Origin of the sequence: Trueperella sp. LYQ143, from assembly GCF_046599595.1 — a bacterium.
Classification (GTDB): Bacteria; Actinomycetota; Actinomycetes; order Actinomycetales; family Actinomycetaceae; genus Trueperella.
The window spans coordinates 17479-38781 of record NZ_JBKIWR010000009.1; the positions used below are offsets into that span (position 1 = coordinate 17479).

18 protein-coding genes are annotated in these 21303 nt (G+C 54.2%); 11 read left to right on the forward strand and 7 right to left on the reverse strand.

Annotated elements, in window-relative coordinates; genetic code table 11:
* Positions 1–294: 294 nt before the first annotated feature.
* The 7 genes from ACLHIL_RS04345 to tsaD all read left to right on the forward strand — a co-directional run bounded on the left by ACLHIL_RS04345 (position 295) and on the right by tsaD (position 8283).
* Entirely contained in the window at positions 295–1323 is a 1029-nt protein-coding gene (locus tag ACLHIL_RS04345; RefSeq protein ID WP_411296728.1) for an autoinducer 2 ABC transporter substrate-binding protein, read from the forward strand.
* 73 nt (positions 1324–1396) lie between these two features.
* Positions 1397–2944, forward strand: coding sequence for a sugar ABC transporter ATP-binding protein (locus ACLHIL_RS04350; protein ID WP_411296729.1), 1548 nt, complete (start codon positions 1397–1399; stop codon positions 2942–2944).
* A complete protein-coding gene (locus tag ACLHIL_RS04355) occupies positions 2944–3936 on the forward strand; it encodes an ABC transporter permease (RefSeq protein WP_411296730.1) in 993 nt (330 codons plus the stop codon). Before ACLHIL_RS04350 ends, ACLHIL_RS04355 begins: the two co-directional genes overlap by 1 nt.
* Positions 3933–5048: an ABC transporter permease gene (locus tag ACLHIL_RS04360; protein ID WP_411296731.1), complete on the forward strand. Its 1116-nt coding sequence runs from the start codon at positions 3933–3935 to the stop codon at positions 5046–5048. Before ACLHIL_RS04355 ends, ACLHIL_RS04360 begins: the two co-directional genes overlap by 4 nt.
* A gap of 11 nt (positions 5049–5059) precedes the next feature.
* Complete coding sequence (locus ACLHIL_RS04365) at positions 5060–6067, forward strand: LacI family DNA-binding transcriptional regulator (RefSeq protein ID WP_411296732.1); 1008 nt, start codon at positions 5060–5062, stop codon at positions 6065–6067.
* A gap of 26 nt (positions 6068–6093) precedes the next feature.
* Complete coding sequence (locus ACLHIL_RS04370; protein ID WP_411296733.1) at positions 6094–7044, forward strand: sugar phosphate isomerase/epimerase family protein; 951 nt, start codon at positions 6094–6096, stop codon at positions 7042–7044.
* A gap of 195 nt (positions 7045–7239) precedes the next feature.
* Positions 7240–8283, forward strand: a complete 1044-nt coding sequence (gene tsaD, locus ACLHIL_RS04375; RefSeq protein ID WP_411296734.1) for a tRNA (adenosine(37)-N6)-threonylcarbamoyltransferase complex transferase subunit TsaD — start codon at positions 7240–7242, stop codon at positions 8281–8283.
* 105 nt (positions 8284–8388) lie between these two features.
* On the opposite strand, the gene zupT is transcribed toward tsaD, so the two are convergent.
* Together zupT and ACLHIL_RS04385 are read right to left on the reverse strand one after the other, a co-directional pair.
* On the reverse strand, positions 8389–9216 hold the full coding sequence (zupT, locus tag ACLHIL_RS04380) for a zinc transporter ZupT (RefSeq protein ID WP_411296735.1): 828 nt from the start codon (positions 9214–9216) through the stop codon (positions 8389–8391).
* A gap of 98 nt (positions 9217–9314) precedes the next feature.
* Positions 9315–10649 (reverse strand): THUMP-like domain-containing protein, encoded by a 1335-nt coding sequence (locus ACLHIL_RS04385; RefSeq protein WP_411296736.1) that lies wholly within the window; start codon positions 10647–10649, stop codon positions 9315–9317.
* Positions 10650–10842: 193 nt separating this feature from the next.
* Between ACLHIL_RS04385 and groES the strand changes: the two genes are divergently transcribed.
* Positions 10843–11139 (forward strand): co-chaperone GroES, encoded by a 297-nt coding sequence (gene groES, locus ACLHIL_RS04390; RefSeq protein WP_411296737.1) that lies wholly within the window; start codon positions 10843–10845, stop codon positions 11137–11139.
* Positions 11140–11430: 291 nt separating this feature from the next.
* On the opposite strand, the gene ACLHIL_RS04395 is transcribed toward groES, so the two are convergent.
* Positions 11431–11715, reverse strand: a complete 285-nt coding sequence (locus ACLHIL_RS04395) for a WhiB family transcriptional regulator (protein WP_411296738.1) — start codon at positions 11713–11715, stop codon at positions 11431–11433.
* A 225-nt stretch (positions 11716–11940) separates the two neighbouring features.
* On the opposite strand from ACLHIL_RS04395, the gene guaB reads away from it, so the two are divergent.
* Positions 11941–13446: an IMP dehydrogenase gene (gene guaB, locus ACLHIL_RS04400; protein ID WP_411296739.1), complete on the forward strand. Its 1506-nt coding sequence runs from the start codon at positions 11941–11943 to the stop codon at positions 13444–13446.
* A gap of 271 nt (positions 13447–13717) precedes the next feature.
* Here guaB and ACLHIL_RS04405 read toward each other — a convergent pair whose 3' ends face one another.
* The gene (locus ACLHIL_RS04405) at positions 13718–14407 is read right to left on the reverse strand and encodes an exonuclease domain-containing protein (RefSeq protein WP_411296740.1); all 690 of its coding nucleotides are present in this window, start codon (positions 14405–14407) and stop codon (positions 13718–13720) included.
* A gap of 265 nt (positions 14408–14672) precedes the next feature.
* Between ACLHIL_RS04405 and ACLHIL_RS04410 the strand changes: the two genes are divergently transcribed.
* Entirely contained in the window at positions 14673–15773 is a 1101-nt protein-coding gene (locus tag ACLHIL_RS04410) for a GuaB3 family IMP dehydrogenase-related protein (protein WP_411296829.1), read from the forward strand.
* An 88-nt stretch (positions 15774–15861) separates the two neighbouring features.
* Positions 15862–17292 carry a class II fumarate hydratase gene (locus ACLHIL_RS04415; RefSeq protein ID WP_411296741.1) on the forward strand — a complete coding sequence of 477 codons (1431 nt, stop codon included), beginning with the start codon at positions 15862–15864 and terminating at the stop codon, positions 17290–17292.
* 366 nt (positions 17293–17658) lie between these two features.
* On the opposite strand, the gene ACLHIL_RS04420 is transcribed toward ACLHIL_RS04415, so the two are convergent.
* The 3 genes from ACLHIL_RS04420 to pta all read right to left on the reverse strand — a co-directional run bounded on the left by ACLHIL_RS04420 (position 17659) and on the right by pta (position 21250).
* Positions 17659–18087, reverse strand: a complete 429-nt coding sequence (locus ACLHIL_RS04420; RefSeq protein WP_411296742.1) for a GNAT family N-acetyltransferase — start codon at positions 18085–18087, stop codon at positions 17659–17661.
* Positions 18088–18332: 245 nt separating this feature from the next.
* On the reverse strand, positions 18333–19514 hold the full coding sequence (locus ACLHIL_RS04425) for an acetate/propionate family kinase (protein WP_411296743.1): 1182 nt from the start codon (positions 19512–19514) through the stop codon (positions 18333–18335).
* A gap of 113 nt (positions 19515–19627) precedes the next feature.
* Positions 19628–21250: a phosphate acetyltransferase gene (pta, locus tag ACLHIL_RS04430; protein WP_411296744.1), complete on the reverse strand. Its 1623-nt coding sequence runs from the start codon at positions 21248–21250 to the stop codon at positions 19628–19630.
* Positions 21251–21303 lie beyond the last annotated feature (53 nt).

Sequence of the window (21303 nt, forward strand, 5' to 3'; positions counted from 1 at the left end):
TTTCCTGATACTGCGTATCTATAGTTAATTGCGAAGAGCTAGTTTTTGGCGTGTTCTCAACGTAATCGCCACCTGTTAAAGAATGACTAACACACAGAATTAGGACTAAAGACCTAGAGTGTTGTTAATTTTTCCGCTGTGAACGTGCTCATATTTGAGCTGGGATGAGTTGCAGTTGCTTCCCCGTCGTTTGCGCTTGCGCGGGGGGGGGGGGGCAGGCGCACAATTGCAATAACGTTTTTGAACCGCTTCAAAAACGCGTTTTTCACTCTAACAATCGAGGGGGATTGTGAAATGAAGATAAGAAAAACGTTCGCCGCGAGTTGCGCGGTAATTGCTCTTGCGCTTGCCGGATGTGCGGGTGGCGCAAAGGAAGGCGATAAAGGTGCAGAATCTGGCTCAGGTTCCGGCTCTGGCGAAATCTCCGTTGCGTTTGTGCCAAAGATTCAAGGTATTCCATTCTTTGAAGCAATGAATACCGGCGGCGCGGAGGCGGCGAAAGAATTTGGATTCAAATGGGTATATTCTGGCCCGACGACAGCAGATCCAGCAGCTCAGGCAGATGTCGTTCGCTCACTGATTCAACAGAACGTCTCGGCACTGATGGCAGCTCCAAACGATCCTGACTCATTAGCTCCGCTTTTGAAGGAAGCACAAGATGGCGGTATTCGCGTCGGTACTTCTGATACCGATGCGCCAAATTCTGTGCGAGAAGTATTCGTTTCCCAAGCTTCTCCCGAGGGAATCGGTGATGGTCTAATCGACCAGATGGCAAAGTCAATCAATAATGAAGGCAAGATTGCCATTGTCTCGTGTGGTCAGACCGCAGCAAATCTGAATACCTGGATCGACATCATCAAGAAGAAGGTCGACAAGGATTATCCCAAGATCTCCATTGTGGATGTCGTTTATGCTGACGAAGATCAAGCTCGCGCCGTGACTATGGCAAAGAACCTCATGAGTGCAAATCCAGACCTGAAGGGTCTGATTGGGCCATGTACCACGGCAGCCCCTGGTGTCGCCCAAGCCGTTGAAGAAGCAGGCAAGATCGGTCAAGTCCAGACGGTTGGCGTCGGTACTCCTAAAGCAATGTTGCCATATTTGCAAAACGGGGCAGCCTACTCTTCAGTTCTGTGGAACGTGGAGGATCATGGATACCTGACCGCGTGGGCTGGCTGGCAGTTGGCTCAGGGTAAGGAATTCGCAGAAAAGCAGGATGTCGGTCACTTGAAGAACGTCACCTATGACGCCAAAACGAAGACCTTACTGCTCGGTGAGCCACTCATCCTCACGAAGGATAACGCCGGAAAGTACAACTACTAACTCATCCGGAACACATCATCTGCTGCTGGGGCTGTACCACCTTTCAGCCCCAGCAGCCAATTAGGGGATAGTAATGGGAAGCCACACCGCGAAAGCATCTGAGCAGCTTCTGCTTGATGTGCAGCACGTTGACAAACGCTATGGCGGCGTCCATGCGTTAAAAGATGTATCCTTCCAGGTTCGAGCTGGCGAAGTACATGGACTGGTAGGAGAGAATGGGGCAGGTAAATCCACCCTTATCAAAATGATTAGCGGGGCAGAACGCCCAGATTCTGGAGAAATTACGCTTCTTGGCGAGCCGATTGAGTTAGGAAATACGGTAAAGGCATTAGAGGCGGGGATCTCTCCGGTCTATCAAGAGCCACAACTTTTTGCGGATTTGACGGTAGAAGAAAATATCTTCTTAGGCCGCGAACATACCCGTGCTGGGCGGGTCAAGTGGAATGAACAGCACGAAAAAGTTATTGGATTGTTGACGGATCTCCGTTTGCGGCCAGAAGCAATTCAGGAGCGGGTTGGGGATTTATCTGTTGGAGAGCAACAGCTTGTTTCCATCGCAAAGGCCTTCGTCACAGACGTTAAATTACTGATTCTCGATGAACCCAGCGCCATCCTTGCCAATAGTGACGTTGATCGGCTGTTCGATATTATCCGGACGTTTACCGCCCGTGGCATTGGTGTTATCTATATTTCGCATCGGCTTGATGAGCTAGGCGAGATCACGGATCGCATCACTGTGTTGCGTGACGGGAGTCGGATTGGCACATACGACACACATTCATTAACGACGAATGAAATCGCGACCTTGATGGTCGGCGATAAATTCCAAGTGGAGCATCGAGATCGCGACCAGGGGAAAAAGAAATCAGAAATCGCCGTCTCGGTTCGCGATATGCGCGCCGGTAAGCGTTTGGCGTCGGCGAGTTTTAATATTCGACGGGGAGAGATCCTGGGTATTTATGGGCTGATTGGTTCTGGTACGACGGAAGTGATCCGAGCCTTATACGGGATTGAACCGGCAAGTTCAGGGGAAATCGAAATAAATGGCAAGCCGGTGACGATCCGTTCTCCGCAAGCGGCAATGCGTCATTCGATTACGATGTTGCCGGGCAACCGGAAAGCGCAAGGCGTCTTCTTACCTAAGTCGCTGAGTTTTAATTTGTCCTCCTCGCATCTGGGGTACTTTTCGCGGCTCGGGATATTCAATTTTGGCAAAGAGAAGCGCGCGATGGAGGAGGCCATCCAGCGTCTGCGCATTAAAACCCGAGGGCCACATGCTCTGATTAATGAGCTATCAGGCGGCAACCAACAGAAAGTTGTTATGGCTCGCCAGTTCGTTCAAGATCCGTACCTCCTGCTCGTAGAGGAGCCAACACAAGGGGTGGACGTCGGAGCAAAAGCAGAGATTCATTCGCTTATCTTGGAGCACGCGGCACAAGGGAATGCGGTCCTAGTGGTTTCGACTGATCTGGAGGAAATCCGGTATCTGTGTGATCGCATTGTTGTCTTGCACAACGGGGTGAGCGCCAGAGAGCTCCCCGGGGATTGTTCGGCAGCCGAGCTGCTGGCGGCCGCTTCTGGAGAATCTACGGCGAAAGATCCAGCAGGAGGTGTCGAATAATGTTTGGACGTTCCCGCCATACGAAAGCCGTTGGAGTTAGACGGCGATTCGTTGAAGGTCAAGAGATGGTTCTCGTGGGCGTCATCATTGTGTTGTGGGTTGTCATGGGGTTCGTCTCGCCCACATTCCTGACGGCTGGATCTATCTTTGACATCTTCTATTCGGTTGCCCCCATTGCCATTATCGGTATCGCGATGACGGCTGTGATGTGTACCGCCGGTATTGACGTGTCGGTTGGATCGATGATGGCCGTCGTTATGGTCATTGTGGCTCGGGCAATTCGGGATTATCACGTCGGTTTCCTAGTGGGCGCTCTCATTGCTATTGGTGTGGGCGCATGCCTTGGTGCGGTGAACGCGTCGCTGATCGCTTTCGGGCGGGTTCCGGCAATGGTGTGTACCTTCGGAACGCTGAACATCTTTCGATGGTTGGCCTTGCAAATCTTTGGTGATAATCAGATTTCCGGGGTGCCGCCGACTTTTGCTGTGATTGGTGGCGGAATTAATGCTTCGTTGGGAAAGATTCCCAATGCGATGTGGCTTGCGTTGGTATTAGGGGTGGTCGTCTGGATATACATGCGCGAGTACGCCTCGGGGCGTCATATCTACGCAATCGGTAATGATATGAACGCTGCCCGACTCGCCGGTGTGAAAGTGACCCGACGGTTATTCTCCGTCTATATCGGAACCGGAGTGGCAGTGGGAATTGCCGCGCTGGTTTCCCTGGGAAATGGTGGCCTTATCCAGCAAAACGTCGGATATGGCTTGGAGATGTCTGTTATCGCGGCATGCGTTATTGGCGGGACCTCGGTTATGGGCGGTCGAGGAACAGTTTTTGGGACGATTCTCGGGGCCATCCTCGTCGGTTCAGTACAGGCCGCCGTCATCCATCTCCACTGGCCCAACCAACTGACCCTGCTCATCGTTGGCGTCATCATTGTTGTTGCAGTTGGCGTTGATCTGGCTCGACAGGTAAGGAGAGCACGAAAATGACAGCTAATCAATCTACGCCGATAGCTTCGGATACGCCCACTGTTGCCTCGCGTGAGCCGGAAGTAACAAAAGCTCAGTCGGGGGCTGCAGGAACTGGAGCGCGGTTATTGCGTCTGGTGTTAACTGAACGCGCGGCAGCGTTATTCATCCTCATGATTATTTTGGTTTTTGCCTTTATGTATCTGGGGAATAACGGGTATCTATTTGCTCCTTTCAATCTTCGCTATATGGGCACGTCTTTAGAAGCGCTCGTGCCGATTGCACTGCTGGCCTTAGCGGAGATGTTCGTTATTATTTCTGGGCGTTCTGGTATTGATTTATCAGTTGGCGCGACGGTATCACTGGCGGGCATGCTATTCGGGTATCTCATCCAGCATCGTGAGATGGGGGTGGGATTAGCGCTGGTTATCACCGTGATTTTTGGGACGATACTGGGGAGCGTCAATGGAATCTTAGTTGGGTATCTCCGGTTCCCGCCGTTGATCGCAACTTTGGCTACCTCCTATGCCTATGCCTCCTTAGCGATGGTACTTTCGGGGCAGTCGCCGATTTCGGGTCCGCATATTGCTCGGGCAAATGAAACCTTGGCGTCAAAGGTGCGGATCGGAGATATTCCCATTCCGCTCCAGGTTTTGACCGTGTTGATCCCCATGGTAGTGGTGTCCTGGTTTGTGCTGGATCGCACCGCCTGGGGGCGTTCTTTGCTTGCTATTGGTACGAATGACGTGGCAGCGCGTTATGCGGCACAGCGGGTGAAGCTGGTGCGCTGTTCGGCATATTCAGTGTCGGGGATGCTGTGTGGATTGGCTGCGGTAGTCAATGTGGCACAGTTTGCTTCGGCGCGCCCGGATGCTGGCACGGCCGGTTCGGGTATGGCTTTGCCTGCGATTACGGTAGCAGCCCTCGGTGGGGTTCTGATTCAAGGCGGATTCGGTCGGGTCAGCGGCGTCATCACTGGGGCTTTGCTGGTGACCTGGCTGAATGCTGGCCTGCTGATTTCTTTCCAAGGGTCAACTGGCCCGCGCATGCAGCTACTGGCATTGGGCGTCATCTTAATCGGATCTATTTTGCTCAACAGTTTTGCTGCAAAGAAGTACAACCTGCGAATGTAGCGGGAGATCTGGTGAAAGAACGGCGAGCGAGCATTTCCCACATTGCTCAAAGCATCGGGGTTTCGGTGGGGACGGTATCAAACGTGTTGAACCATCCCCACCGAGTCCGGCCGCAGTTACGCGAGCGTGTTGAGGCGGCGATTAAGGAGTATGGGTATTCGCCTAATGCGGCAGCTCGCGCCTTATCGAAGGGGCATACAAATATTATTGGCGCGCTATTCTTCGACATTGCTAATCCGTTTTTTGCTTTAGCTGCCCATGATATGGACGCGGTGGTCAGCCGGTTGGGGACGTCAATTTTATATGGAAATACGGAACAGCGCGTAGATCTGGAACAGGCGGCCATCGCTCGGATGATTAATGCCGGTATTGAGGGATTAATCATCACTTCTACAGGCTTGGTGAGTAAAGAGTTGATCGCGTTGAGTCGGCATATTCCGATTGCGTTATTCGCTCAGCGGGCTGCTCATGCCAAGCTGGCATTCGTCTCGGTTGATGATTATGACGGTATGCGTAAAATGGCGCATCATTTATGCGAGCAGGGGATGGAGCGGTTCTGTTTTATCCATGAGCGTTCCGATGCCCCGCAGCACCAGGATCGGTGGCGAGGATTTTGCGCTGGGGTGGCTGCGTGTGGGATTGATCCGGATTCGATTATTCAAACCTGGATTCCCAGCCCGACGTGGGATGACGGATATGACGCAGTAGCTCAGGTAACTGCCCAGAATACGGCGGCTTTGCCGCAGTGTTTCGTCTGCCTCAATGATTTCGTGGCGATTGGGGCTTCTAAAGCGTTGACGGATCTGGGGATGGTAGTAGGGCGAGATATTGCTGTGACTGGCTTTGATGATGTGCCCTATGCAGCAGTACTAGGTACTCCGATCACAACGGTAAAGCAGCCGATTGCTCAGATGTCGCAATACGTTGTTCACCAAATACTTGATGTTATTAATGGGCGTTCCGATAGCGTCCAAACCAAAATTTTCCCCGCAGAGCTTGTTATTCGAGCTTCTGCTTAAGTGATATGACGGCAAAGGAGCATGTTATGAAACCGCAGAATGTTGATATGTGGCGGCAGCAGATTCAGGAACGGTTTATCGCTCATAAGGAGCGCAATCCGCAGGATTTTGAGCGAAAGATTGATTTGTCCTGGTCGAACTGGGGCTTCGGCTTGGAAGATCTACGGGTTAGTGCCCAGCGGTTGGCGGATAATGGTCTGGAATTTATTGAGTTGCATGGCAATCACTATGGGCCGACGATTGGCTACGATGTGGAGGCGACGCGCGCAATCCTGACAGAGGCAGGCTTGCGGGTGTCTGGGGTATGCGGCATGTTCTCAGATGACAATGATTTATCCTCGAATCGCCCGATTAAGCAGCAAGAAGCAGTTGATTATATTAAACGAGAGGTGGCCTTTACTGCGGAAATGGGCGGGCACTACCTCTTGGTGGTTCCGGCTTCGTGTGGTCGCGCGGAGGCGTTAGATGCCTATGAGTTTGAACGCTCATGGCGGATGTTGCGCGAGGTGGCCGACGTATTTGTGGAATATGGCGTCAAGGCAGCTATTGAGCCAATTCGCTCGGCTGAAGTGTCGATTGTGCATACCGTTGCCGAGGCGAAACGCTATATTGAGGCGGTCAACCATCCGGGCATTCAGCATATTAACGGGGACGTCTACCACATGCAGGTGGAGGAAGTGTATATTCCGCAGGCTATCTTGGATGCGGGTGAGCGGTTGGTCAATTTGCATTTGGCTGATTCTAATCGCTTGGCGCTTGGGGCAGGATCAATGGATTTGGATACCGTCATTATGGCGAGCTATCTCGTCGGGATGAATCGCGAGGGCAGATTCCTTACGCCGGAGCCGCTTGGCCCGGGGAGTGCTCCGTATCCGGCGCGTAACGGTCTGGCTGACGCGCATAAGCTCGATATGTTGGTCCATGACAGCGTGGCGTATTTCCGTGAGCGAGAAGAGGCGGTGCGAGCGCTGAGCTAGTCGATGTGGCTGCGATCTGGCGTGTGCGGTGCGGTTATCGCTAGTGGTCGGCATGCACGGTAGGAAAGGACGCGGGAAGTGGCTGTGCACTAACGGTCAGGAGTTGCTAGCCGGTGCCAATACCACTTTCGTAGTGGTCGAGTGTACCTTTTCCTGTTTAGCGGCTGAGGGGTGAACATCAGTAGACTTAGCGCTGTGAATGAACTGATCCTTGGTATTGAGACATCGTGTGACGAGACGGGTATTGCGTTAGTGCGTGACGGGGAGCTGCTCGCTGACGTGACGGCGACCTCTATGGATGAGTATGCGCGTTTCGGTGGCATCATCCCGGAGATTGCTTCGCGGGCTCATTTGGAATCATTCATTCCGACCTTGGATGCGGCGTTGGAGGTGGCCCAGGTAACTCTCGATGATGTTGACGCTGTTGCGGTTACTGCTGGCCCAGGGTTGGTTGGCTCGTTAACCGTCGGTGTTACTGCTGCGAAAGCCTTGGCTTTAGCGTTGGATAAGCCGTTTTATGCGGTGAATCATATCGTCGGGCATATTGCTGTGGATCAGTTGGTGCATGGAGAGTTCCCGGATCGCTTTATTGGTCTGGTTGTTTCCGGTGGGCATTCGCATTTGATGAAGGTTAGCGACATTGCGACGTCAATCGAGGAGCTAGGCGGAACCTTGGACGATGCGGCAGGGGAGGCCTTTGATAAGGTGGGGCGCCTTTTAGGTTTGCCCTATCCGGGAGGACCGCATATTGACAGGTTAGCCCGTGAAGGGGATCGTCGGGCGATTCGGTTCCCTCGGGGGTTGTCGCGTGGCAAAGATAAGGCACGTCATCCGTATGATTATTCCTTCTCTGGCTTAAAGACGGCAGTGGCTCGGCATATTGAGGGATGTTTGGCGCGCGGTGAAGAGCTGCCGAAGGCGGATATTGCAGCAGGTTTTTCGGATGCGGTGTGTGAGGTTCTCATTCAGAAAGCTTTTGCTGCGTGCCAGGTCAATGATTGTGACACCTTAGTGATCGGGGGTGGGTTCTCGGCTAATTCGCAGTTGCGGGATATGGCTGAGGAAGGCTCGCGTAAGTATGGTATTGAGGTGCGAATTCCGCCGATCCGGTATTGCACGGATAATGGGGCGATGATTGCCGCTTTGGGGTGGTCCCTGGTTCGTGCTGGGGTCGCACCCTCACCCTTAGATATTACGGTGGATACGGGGTTATCGCGCGAGACGATTGTCGTTCGCTAGCTGAGAAGTGTCTTTCCCTGCTACGTTTTCAGCGTCGGGCTGTGCGGATGTGTGGATGCGTTAATTGTTGTGCCTAAGGTGTAGCAGTGGCGTGTTCTGTGTTGCCTATTCCAGCAGTAATAGGGAAGCTGCCATGACGCCCATACCGGCAATGAGCCCTCCTATGGCGTGGTGATGTTGGCCGAATTCTTCGGCGGAGGGTAATAGTTCATCCAAGCTGATGTAGACCATAATGCCGGCTACTGCGGCAAATACGAGGCCGAATACGGTATCGCTCATCATATCGCGCAGGATAAGCCAGCCGATTAATGCTCCGATGGGTTCGGATAGTCCAGAGATAAAAGACCACACAAAGGCGCGTATTCGAGATCCGGTGGCATAGTAAATCGGCATAGCGACGGCAATGCCTTCAGGGATGTTATGGATTGCGATTGCTACGGCGATGGGAATTGCGATTTTTACGTCGTATATGGCGGAAAGAAAGGTTGCGAATCCCTCCGGGAAATTATGTAATGCCAGGGCTCCGGCGGTGAATAACCCCATGCGCATGAGCTTCGCTTGAGCCTGGGGATGGGCTTGAAAAAGCTGGTTTTGTGCCCCAGGTGGGCGGAGAAATTGGTCGGTGTTGTGGAATTCGTGCGGGTTGGAAAATTCTGGCAGAGCGGCGTCAATGGCGGCGATGATTCCAATTCCGGCAAAGAATGCGCCGACGGCATAGGCAGCGGCGTTAGGATGTGCGTGGGAAATCGCGGTTCGAGCCTCTGGCAGGATCTCAACGAGGGAAACATACAGCATGACTCCGGCAGAAAATCCCAGCGAGATGGAAAGTAGTTTAGGCGTAGGCTGGCGGACTATGAAGGCACAGGCAGCGCCGATGCCGGTCGCGAGTCCGGCAAGTAACGTCAAAAACCACGCCATAACTTCGCCCGACATAATATTCTCCTTTCGGTTAACCGAAATTTTGCTGGGAGAATAGGTGATTAGTCAAATCTGAGCTCGTAATGCGGGTTAGATACCGTTAAGGTCGGCTGTTACAAAGTGCCAAGATCAGTGCAGGAGGTAGGCAGGCGTCGTGCCAGGATTGCTCGACGCTGACCAGAAATCGTCGGGCTGATGATTAGGGTCATCTCTTGCGTTCCTTTGGCACGAAGTCGGAGCTTTTTACGCAGTACTTCTGGGTCGAGGTCTATGCCGCGTTTCTTAATCTCGACGCGCCCCACATCCTCAGATTGTAAGCGTTTGCGCAGGCGGGCAACATCGACAGGTAACACATCGATGACTTCAAAACCTCGGAAAAATGGCGAGGATAACGGCTGATCGCCGGTGAGATATGCAATTGCGCTGGCGACGGGTGCTAGCTGGAAATCGCGGCACAAGGTACGGATTCCCCCAGCGCGAATCACGGCAGGATCGGGTTCGTAGATATAGCGAGCCAGTTCGCGTGGGGCGACGTGATCCGGTGGAGTGGCTGGATCGCCGTGGAGGGTTGATAGGCGATACGCCTGTTCGTCTTTATCTATAATGAGCGCGCATCTCCCTGGGATGGTGGCGGCGGTGCCGCACCAGATAATTGCTTCGACAAGCGAACCGTTAACTGACACCCATTCCACGCGAGTATCAGATGGTAGGTGCTGGTAGTCAATACCAGGTGCGACTTTAATGCCGGCACAGGGGAATTGGTGGGCAAGGTCGAGGGCGTGTGATAACGGGGGCGTCCACAGTTCGGGGTGAAGGATTCTCCCAGATGATGAGCGGGGAGCAGAGGACGAACGATGCGCCGATCCGGAGTGATGAGCAGATTGGGATGTGCCCTCAGCGTGATTGGGCGGTATTGTGCCTGGAGAGCCTCCGGCGTCAGTTGTGCGACGTGCCGGATCGAGCCATAGGGCGTCGGCACCTAAAGTATGCAGGTCAAGGGTTAACCCGTCGGCCTCGATAACCTGTGCATGGGGAAAGATGGAGAGATTTTCGCTGGCGGCTGCGGCTGTCTCAGCGTCCATCTCTATGCTGCTGACGTGCAACCCCAATCCGGCAAAGGCAAGTGAATCTGCTCCAATTCCGCAGCCAAAATCAATGATGTGTTGTGCTCCGGCTGCGCGTAAACCAGCGGCATGAAAAGCTGCGACAGATAACCGAGTAGCTTGTTCGAGGCCGTCGGCAGTAAAAAACATTCGCTCAGCAAAATCTCCGAATTTTGCGCGCGCCCGCTCGCGTAGCCGGCTTTGTGTGAGGGCTGCTGCGATAAGTTCTGGGTGGTATCCAGCTTCCCGTAAGCGCGCGGAGAGAGCGAAAATCTGCGCATTGTCGTAGGGCGGCAAGGATTCTAAGAGGGCGCGCCCGTCGGGAGTGAGCAGGGGAGAAATCACCCTCCTATCGTCTCATAGTCATCGTGTAGTTCGCGCTTAGCGAGGTTTTCCACACCCATTTGGCACTCACCTTGACCGAGTGCCAAAATCTGCTTAGCCTTATCTCGGTAGCATTTGCTACGTCCTGGTACCGGCCCCCGCGACGGCGGTTAGCCAGCGATTGAGTTTTTGGAACGATAGAAGGGGGAGCCGAATGTCGGTCTCCATTAAGCCGCTTGATGATCGCATTGTGATTCAGCAACTTGATGCGGAAGAAACCACTGCTTCTGGTCTGATTTTGCCGGATACGGCAAAGGAAAAGCCGCAGGAGGGTACTGTTGTGGCAGTTGGCCCAGGTCGCATTGACGATAAGGGCAACCGCATCCCGATGGATATTTCCGTCGGCGATGTTGTGATTTACTCCAAGTATGGCGGCACGGAAGTTAAGTACGGTGCAGAGGATTACATCATTCTCTCTCAGCGTGACGTCCTCGCTATTGTGACTCGCTAGTCGCTGTGTATTCCTAGGTGAAGCTAGGAACGACGAGGATACTGAGAAATAACTCGGCAGCCTGATTATCGGTTGTGTATTATGACTGTGGGCCTCCCTGGAAAGGGAGGCCCACAGTCATAAAGAGAGGGGAAGACCGCAAACATGTTGAGCTGAAGATGCTTGACAAGACGCTCGGCGGTATGTGCCTGAATTACTATGTGTGCGGCAGGTGTGCGCAACGAATTAGAGCGCAATTGCGGAAGCTGGTGCGGAGTATTCCGCCGTGATTAGGCTATTAGGTTGTTATCGCTACACTGGCTGGCGGCGGCGACGCGCCGACATGTTATAGCGTTCTTCTTCTGAGAGTGCTCCCCATACGCCGTATGGCTCGTTATTGTTCAGCGCATAGTTGCGGCACTCTTCGACGACCGGGCAGGTATGGCAAATCTGCTTGGCGCGTTCGATACGCCGCCGTCGCGGGCCACCGCGCTCTCCTTCAGGGTGGAAGAAGTAGTCGGGGTCCATAGAGTTGCAGCTTCCCTGCGATTGCCAGTCCCAACGGGTGAGATGGACTGTCTGCACATTAATGCGCACGAGTTTGCTCCTATCACGGCGCAGCGGTTATTTAGCTTATCGTCCAGTATGTTACCAACTTGGCGCCCAATTACCTACCCTCTTTTTTCTGACAGAGGCGAAAATCCCCGTGTTATCCCACTGTGAGCGAAATGCGCGATGGTTATATATGTGCAGGTCAGTGCGTTATTTTCCAGAAAAATGGGCGCGCTAGCCAGGAGCGGGAAAACATTTTAGGATAGGGCCGTGAGCAGCGATCCTTTCGGCCTGATTGGCCTGACCTATGACGATGTCCTCATCCTCCCTGGCGCAACTGACGTCATCCCATCAGAGGTGAATACCGCAACTCGCTTAACCCGTTCCATCACCTTGCAGGTCCCGCTTCTCTCAGCGGCGATGGATACGGTAACGGAAGCCCGCATGGCTATTGGTATGGCACGGCAAGGCGGTATCGGTATCATTCACCGCAACCTCTCTATCCCGGATCAAGTTCACCACGTCAAGCGGGTGAAACGCTCCGAATCAGGCATGATCTCAGATCCGGTGACGATCCGCCCAGAGGCGACCCTCAGTGAACTGGATGAGCTGTGCGGTCAGTATCGGGTGTCTGGCCTCCCGGTTATTACCGATGAGGGGACGCTGATCGGCATTATCACGAATCGGGATTTACGTTTTATCCCGACGGGAGAATGGGAGCAGCGCACCGTCGCCCAGACGATGACGCCCATGCCGTTAGTGACTGGACGTACCGGCATATCGCGCGAAGAAGCTGCCCAGTTGCTGGCGAAACATAAAGTGGAGAAGCTGCCACTGATTGACGATGATGGCCGGTTAACTGGTCTTATCACCGTTAAAGACTTCGCTAAATCAGAGAAATACCCATTGGCCACTAAGGATGGCGACGGGCGTTTGCGCGTCGGAGCTGCCGTCGGATATTGGGGTGATGCGCGGGCACGCGCCGAAGCACTGGCAGATGCTGGGGTGGACGTCCTCGTCGTAGATACCGCGAACGGGCAAGCTGCCTTAGCCTGCCAAATGATTCAGGCGCTCAAAGAAGATTCCGGCTTTGCTGGGGTGGATGTTATCGGCGGAAATGTTGCCACTCGTGAGGGCGCCCAAGCACTCATTGATGCGGGAGCTGACGCAGTTAAAGTGGGGGTTGGCCCGGGTTCAATTTGTACAACTCGTGTTATCGCGGGTGTGGGTGTACCGCAAATGACGGCGATAACCTTGGCGGCGCAGGCATGCCAACCTGCTGATGTGCCGCTGATTGCTGATGGTGGTCTGCAGTATTCCGGCGATATTGGTAAAGCACTTGCTGCCGGGGCGTCCACAGTCATGTTGGGCTCGCTGCTGGCCGGTTGTGAGGAATCCCCAGGGGAGTTGGTTTTTGTCAACGGCAAACAATATAAGAGCTACCGTGGGATGGGCTCGCTGGGGGCAATGAGTTCGCGCGGGCGCGTCTCGTATTCAAAGGATCGCTACTTCCAAGCCGATGTGACAACGGATGACAAAATCGTTCCGGAGGGGATTGAAGGTCAGGTTCCGTTCCGTGGTCCGCTCTCCTCAGTTATCTACCAACTCGTCGGTGGCTTGCATCAGACAATGTTCTATACTGGCGCTCGCACGATTCCGGAACTGACGAGTAAAGCGCGTTTTGTGCGGATTACCGCCGCTGGTTTGCGAGAATCGCATCCACATGACATCCAAATGACCAGCGAGGCGCCGAACTACACCTCGCAACAGAAATAACGAAAATAGCGCGACGTAGCTGCTGCCCATCGAGAACTGTTTGTGGGCAGCGGTGCGCGATCAGCCTCTATATGTGTTGGGCTGTTCGCAAGATGGTGCGATGTGAGAAATCGCTGCAGGTATCCCGTAGCGTGTGCGCCCGTGCCGTCAGCGCGAAAAGGTGCGCGACGAGGGCAACAATTCGCAACGCACTGCTATGTCAGATCCTTCACGCTGTAACGAGCCATGCGTATTAGCTACTGTGAGTTTTATGCGCATGGAAATAACAGCTTTAAGCAGCGGAGACGATAGGCCATCCGCGTGGTTCAGATGAGGGGTAACGACGTTGAATGAAAGCCATAAAGTCCTCATATGCGCTTCGTTGTGCGGCATGTAGATCCGCCAGCGACATTTGCGCTAACCGAGGATAGCGTTCCACCATAGCGTCGAGGACGCGCAAGGTCATGATGACGTCACCGGAAGCGTCATGGAACGTCTCGTCAAGGCTGAGCTGATAATGCTGGGCAAGGTTAATGAGTTTGCGTGGCCCGCGGCGGAAACGATCCACATATCGATCTAACATGTATGGGTCAATGACGGGCCATGTGTTACTTGGACCAAGCCGGTCGGTTAACGACGGTAAATGGTATCGGCGCAATTCCGCGTCCAACAAGCTCAAATCGTAGGTGGCGTTGTAAACCACCAGCGGATTTCCAGCTAGCATATGCGCAGCTACCGCCTCGGCGACCTCCGCAACGACCTCGCAAGCCGCCCGCCCATCGCGCTGGGCCTGTTCGGTTGATATTCCATGCACTGCTGCAGCGGCTTGCGGGATAGGAATTCCGGGATTGGCCAACCAAGTGCGTCGGTGTATATCGCCGTTAGTGCTCGTGATGAATGCGGCGGTGACGATCCGGTCTTGAGCGATATGCACGCCTGTTGTTTCAGTATCAAATCCTGCTCGTGGTCGGGAAACCCACATGAATTCTCCTTTGCTTGGTATCTCCAGTGTAATGGGTATCGTGCTCGGCAGATCTGTCAGGCACGAGAAATGACGACAATGCGCTGTGCTAAAAGCGCATACCAGGAGCTAGCCAGAAAATTCGGTACCGAACCGCATATCTGATCGGAAAGATTATGAAATGTCTCGGCAGGAAACGTCGGAGAATAACACATACGGAATGCGTATCCGCGCGGTCATGCCGGTGCACTACAGCCAGAGGCGGTAGGCTAGCAGCGTGAGTGAGATGGAAATTGGGCGCGGGCGGCGCGCACGAGTGGGATACTCTTTTGACGATATTTCGATCGTTCCCTCCCGACGGACCCGCGATGCGGCAGACGTATCCATTTCTTGGCAGTTGGACGCCACCTTGTTAGATATTCCGATTATGGCAGCGCCGATGGATTCGGTGACTTCACCGGATACTGCCATTGAGATTGGGCGCCTTGGTGGAGTGGGAGTTCTGGATCTCGAAGGATTATGGACGCGCTATGCCGATCCGACGCCACTGTTTGAGAAGATTGCCGCTGAGCCTGCCGATAGCGTTACCACGCTGATGCAACACCTATATCGGGAGCCGATTAAGGACGAGCTTATTGTGGAGCGGCTTTCTCAGATTCGTGCTGCTGGCGTGCCGGTGGCGGGTGCGCTTTCCCCGCAGCGGGTACACCAGCATTGGAAAACGGTGGCCGATTCAGGCATTGATCTATTTGTTATTCGCGGGACGACAGTCTCTGCTGAGCACGTCTCGTCCAATCGTGAACCGCTGAACTTAAAGCGTTTTATTTATGAGCTTGATGTTCCAGTCGTTGTGGGCGGCGCCGCGTCATATACTGCCGCCTTGCATTTGATGCGTACCGGAGCGGCCGGAGTGCTTGCTGGTTTTGGTGGCGGAGCAACGAGTGCTAACCGGCGAACGGTCGGTGTGGCGGTGCCGATGGCGACGACGGTGGCAGATGTTGCCGCGGCTCGTCGGGAATACATGGACGAAACGGGCGGACGCTATGTGCACGTCATTGCCGACGGGCAAATATCGACCTCCGGTGATCTCGTTAAAGCGATCGCCTGTGGGGCAGATGGCGTCATGTTGGGAACCGCATTGGCACGGTCCATACAGGCTCCGGGGCGCGGTTTCCATTGGGGTGCTGAGGTCTATCATCGTTCGCTGCCGCGTGGTGAGCGGGTCGAGGTAGGAACGGTAGCTGATTTGGCGACGATTATTCACGGGCCATCCACTAACGCCAATGGGCATACGAATCTTGTGGGGGCGCTACGTCACGCTATGGCGATGACGGGATACTCGGAATTGAAGGAATTCCAGCGGGTAGAAATCTCTGTTAGTGGCTAAATAGGCGCCGATTTTGGTGGCTGTGCGGCATAATAAACAGGTGTAACAGTGACGCACGTCCCACGTCTTTCGTGGGCATTGTGAGAAGATGACAAGGAATAATACCGGCAAGGTTGCCAAAGGAGAAGTAATGACGGAATACCGTATCGAGCATGACACGATGGGCGAGGTCAAAGTTCCAGTCGATGCATTGTATCGGGCACAGACCCAGCGCGCAGTAGAGAACTTCCCAATTTCGGGCAAGACGCTGACGCCCCCGCATATCCACGCCTTGGCGCAGATCAAGAGGGCCGCAGCCCTGGCAAACAATGAGCTAGGAGTACTGGACGATGAGCGGAGCGCGGCAATCGTCGCCGCTGCTGATGACGTCATCGCCGGAAAATATGACGACCAGTTCCCGATTGACGTATTCCAGACGGGTTCGGGCACGTCATCGAATATGAATACCAATGAGGTACTCTCCACGATTGCGACGAAGGCTTCCGGCGTGGAGATCCATCCGAACGATCACGTGAACTGTTCGCAGTCCTCCAATGATGTTTTCCCGTCCTCGATTCACATTGCGGCGCTCGCGGCAGTACGCCAGAGCTTGCTGCCGAAGATGGAAATTTTGGCTGAATCCCTGGAGAAGAAAGCAGCAGAGTTCAAGCATATTGTGAAGTCTGGCCGCACTCACCTGATGGATGCGACGCCGATTACTTTGGGTCAGGAATTCTCTGGTTATGCCCAGCAGATCCGTTACGGCATGGAGCGCATTAAGGATACCGAAAAGCGCTTGGCTGAGCTGCCGTTGGGCGGTACCGCTGTGGGAACAGGGATTAATACTCCGGCTGGTTTCTCAGCTCGTGTGATTGAGCTGATCGCTGAGCATATGGATCTGCCGTTCGTGGAGGCAGCGAACCATTTCGAAGCGCAGGCCGCGCAGGATTCGCTGGTGGAAACCTCGGGCGCGCTGCGCACCGTGGCTGTTTCGCTGGTGAAGATTGCTAATGATCTGCGCTGGATGGGCTCTGGCCCGCGCACAGGTATTGGCGAGTTGGCATTGCCAGATTTGCAGCCAGGATCGTCGATTATGCCAGGTAAGGTCAATCCGGTTGTGCCAGAGGCGACTGTTATGGTGGCAGCTCAGGTTATCGGCAATGACGCGACGATTGCTTTTGCTGGCGCGCAGGGGAACTTTGATCTGTTGGTCATGCTGCCGATTATGGCGCAGAACCTGCTGGAGTCTATTGACATCGTGGGTAACGTCTGTGAGGTCTTGGCTAAGCGCACGGTTGATGGCTTGGTAGCTAATGAAGAGCGTTGCTTGCAGTTAGCTGAATCCTCTCCGTCTATTGTTACGCCGCTTAACCGCCATATTGGTTACGAGAATGCGGCGAAGATTGCGAAGCATTCGGTTAAGGCAAACATGACGGTGAAGGAAGCGGCAATTGATCTGGGCTTTGTGGAGCGCGGTGAGATTGACGAAGAGACGCTTAACGCGGCGCTGGACGTCACCACGATGGTAGGGGATTACTAAATCGCTACCATCGTTAGCGCAGTTACTGTGATGTTGGGGTGAAGAAACTGGGGTTTCTTCACCCCAACATGATGAGGCGGGCGACCGTGGGAAAATTTCTCCCCACGGTCGCCCGCCGGTATCTACCCTTGGCGCGATCTTTCTGTGCCTGAGGTCGAGCTGTTACTGCACTGGTACGGCTGCCATTGCGGTGCCAGCCTACAGTGGCTGATTTACTGAAAGAGGGTGTAGACCCCTGCTGGTTTTAAGACAAGGAGGTGACCAGCAGAGGCCTACACCCACTATTATGCACGCTAGATAGCCCTTGCCGGGCAGGTATGTGTATGTGTATGTGTATGTGTATGTGTATGTGTATGTGTAAGCGGATTACTGTGCGAAGCGGTAGACGTTCGTCTCGCGCAACTGGAAACCACAGCGCTGGTAGAGCCGGTTGGCTGCTTCGCGCGAGGGGCGAGAGGTCAGATCAACGGTTTTCGCGCCACGGCTATGTGCGAGCTGCACGGCCTGTTCAACGAGCTGTTGCCCTGCTCCTTGGCCGCGAGCTGCCTCATCTACGACGACATCTTCAATCCAGGCGCGCACCCCAGTGGGAATTGTGAAGGTCACGAGCGTCAACATGCCGGCAATCGTGCCCTCCTCAGTGCGAAACGCTAAGAGATCAATTGCCTCTTGGGCGATGAATTCCCGGATTTCTGCTTCGCTCATCGGCGCGGCGCTGCGGGAAAGCTGAGGAATCAGGCGCTGAAAAGCGGCCTCAATCTCGGGGGTAGCGGACGTGATATGTTCGATGGTCATAGGTATCTCCTCATGGTTCGGGACGCAAGACGCGATCGGGGATAAATAGGCAGGAAATGCTCGGTGTACCCTCAGGTGCTTGTAGTATCCCTCTCGGGTCATCCTCCGGTTGGCACTAGAAAACGCTATAAACAGATCTAGCGGCGCTACCGAGGCGCATGGCGCTGAGGTGTGGAGGGGACAGCATTGAGCGTAAAGACCGCGTAACGCACCGGATATTCCTCGGTGCGTCACGCGGCAGAGAATTACGCTTCGGCGAGTAACTCCATCGCCTGCTGAGCAATCGCAAGCTCTTCATTCGTCGGTACAACGGCGACTCGCACGGTTGAATCGTCAGTAGAAATAAACCGAGGCTGCTTCGAACGCACCGCATTAGCTTCCGCATCGAGGCGCACCCCAAAATGAGCCAAACGGCCGATAACTAATGAGCGCAGCCGGTCATCATTTTCGCCCGCACCAGCAGTGAAAGTGATGACGTCAACTCCGCCCATAACGGCGGTGTAAGCGCCGATGTAGTGTACGAGCCGATGGACGTACACCTCGATAGCTTCAGCGGCATTCTCATCGCCAGCGTCAGCTAACTTCCATACCGCGCGCATATCATTATTGCCGGCCAACCCCTTCAGTCCGGAGTGCTTATTGAAGAGGGCGTCAATATCGTCAATCGACATACCGCCAACCCGAGCCAGATGGAAAACGACGGCGGGGTCAATATCGCCGGTGCGCGTTCCCATGACCAGACCTTCGAGCGGGGTTAGACCCATCGAGGTATCGACGGCGTGCCCGTTGACCACCGCTGATACGGAGGCGCCATTCCCAATATGCAAAACGATCTGCTTAAGATCCTCTCGGCCCATCATCTCGCTCACAGCACGTGAAACATACTGATGGGAGGTGCCATGTGCGCCATAGCGACGAATCTGATATTTTGCAGCCACCTCGCGGTCGAGAGCATAGGTGGCAGTTTCACGGGGAAGCCCTTGGAAAAATGCCGTATCAAAGACAGCCACATGTGGAACAGCCAGGAGCTGACGGGCAACCTCAATACCTTTTAAGTGTGCCGGATTATGCAGCGGGGCAAGTGGCGCGAGATCGGCGATAAGCTGCTGAACCTCGTCATCAATGATGGCAGCGCGGCTGAAATATTTTCCTCCTTGCACTACCCGATGGCCCACTGCTTTCACATTAGCTTCCAGCAGCGAGGGCCCAACTTCCTCAAAGAGCCGTAAGACCTCGCGCAACCCGTGCGCATGATCGGTGATGGGTTCGTCCAGCTCGACAGTAGTGCCATGTGCTGAATGTTCGATATGGCTTTCCGCCTCACCAATACGCTCAACTAGACCGGAAGCGAGCGATGTGCGGGTATCTGGGTCGATAAGCTGATATTTGATAGACGATGAGCCGGAATTAATAACTAAAACAGTCATAGTGCGGACCTCACTTTCTTACATAGGGACTCTGGTCGGATATCCGGATGCCGTGCACACTCATTGCTCATGACACCCGAATATCCGCTAGGTACATGTGAATACGGCTCAGGCTACTGCGCCTGGATTGCCGTAATCGCGACGGTGTTAATAATATCTTCCACCAACGCGCCACGAGATAGATCGTTGACAGGCTTATTCAAGCCTTGGAGAACTGGCCCGACGGCAACTGCGCCGGAAGACCGCTGCACAGCTTTGTATCCGATATTGCCGGCGTTCAATGATGGGAAAATGAAGACGGTTGCATGCCCAGCAACTGCTGAGTGCGGAAGTTTCGTTGCCGCAACTTTGGCGTCAACGGCAGCGTCGTATTGGATAGGACCTTCGATCAGCAAATCTGGGCGCTGCTCGCGCGCTAAACGAGTTGCCTCGATAACCGCGTCAACGTCAGGACCTTTGCCGGAATCACCTGTGGAATAAGACAGCATTGCCACTCGCGGCTCAATGCCGAACTGTTGGGCCGTTTCTGCGGAAGAAATCGCGATGCTGGCCAGTTGCTCTGGGGTGGGATTCGTTGTGACGGCACAGTCACCATAGACGTACACGCGATCTTCCATCAGCATTAAGAAACACGAGGAGACGAGGGAGGCCCCTGGTTTCGTCTTGATGATTTGGAATGACGGAACAATGGTGTTGGCGGTGGTGTTTACCGCGCCCGAAACCATGCCATCAGCGTCATTCATATGAACCATCATAGTCCCGAAATATGACAGATCCTTCAGGGTTTCGCGGGCCTTATCGTACGTCATGCCCTTCTTCTCGCGCAGCCGCGCCAGCTCTTGCGCGTACTTCTCCACCAGTTCCGGATCCTTCGTGCTGACGATACGTGCCTGCGATAGATCCAATCCGAGTTCTGCGGCCCGCCCCTGAACGGTTTCAGATTCCCCAAGCAAAATAATATCGGCGACTTTGCGGCGAATAAGCTCATTGGCAGCCAGCAAAATGCGGTCATCGGAGGACTCTGGCAAGACGATACGTTTGCGTGCCGCTTGAGCGCGGGCAATTAACGAAGCCGTGAACGAGAGCGGTGTTACCACCTTCGAGCCGTGCTCCATAGCGCTGACGAGGAGATGACGATCTGCCTCACCCACCGTGGCATCCTCGTCATCATAGAAATACATGATGGGCATATGCTCACTGTGTGGCTCGGTAGCATGATTGCGAGCCGCTGAAGTAACCGCCACCGCGCTGATGGGGGCGTGTTGCGTCATGATCTCTTTGCCAGCCAGATGGGATAGCGTCACGATCTGCTCGTCTGTACGCACAGCACCGGAGATCACCAGGAAAACGGATGTGCCAAGATGGGCTGCGGCCCGACCAGCGCGAGCAAGAGCTCCAGGGTATATGGGATCTCCATCCAATAAACCAAGAATGAGGACGGCATCACAGGAACGTGCATACTCGGTATAGCGTGTGACGAGTTCCGTCATGGCGGCGGATTCGTCATGGATGTACGCCTGATGGGTTGTTCCCCAGGCAATATCTCGATCTTCGGGGCGTCCCACCAGATCAAGCAGGTCGAGAAAATCGCGATCATCGTCGATCGAATTATTGGTAAATGCGCGGAAAATGCCGAGGTTAGGGTAGCTGTTTTTCAGTTCTGCTACGACTGCATGGGTCACTGGGCGGGTTCCAGAATTTCCTTCCGCTGCGGTGAAATAGACGCTCTTGGTCATATCATCCTCTCATCTGTGCGCCGGTTAAAGATGGCGCAGAAACAGCCTATACC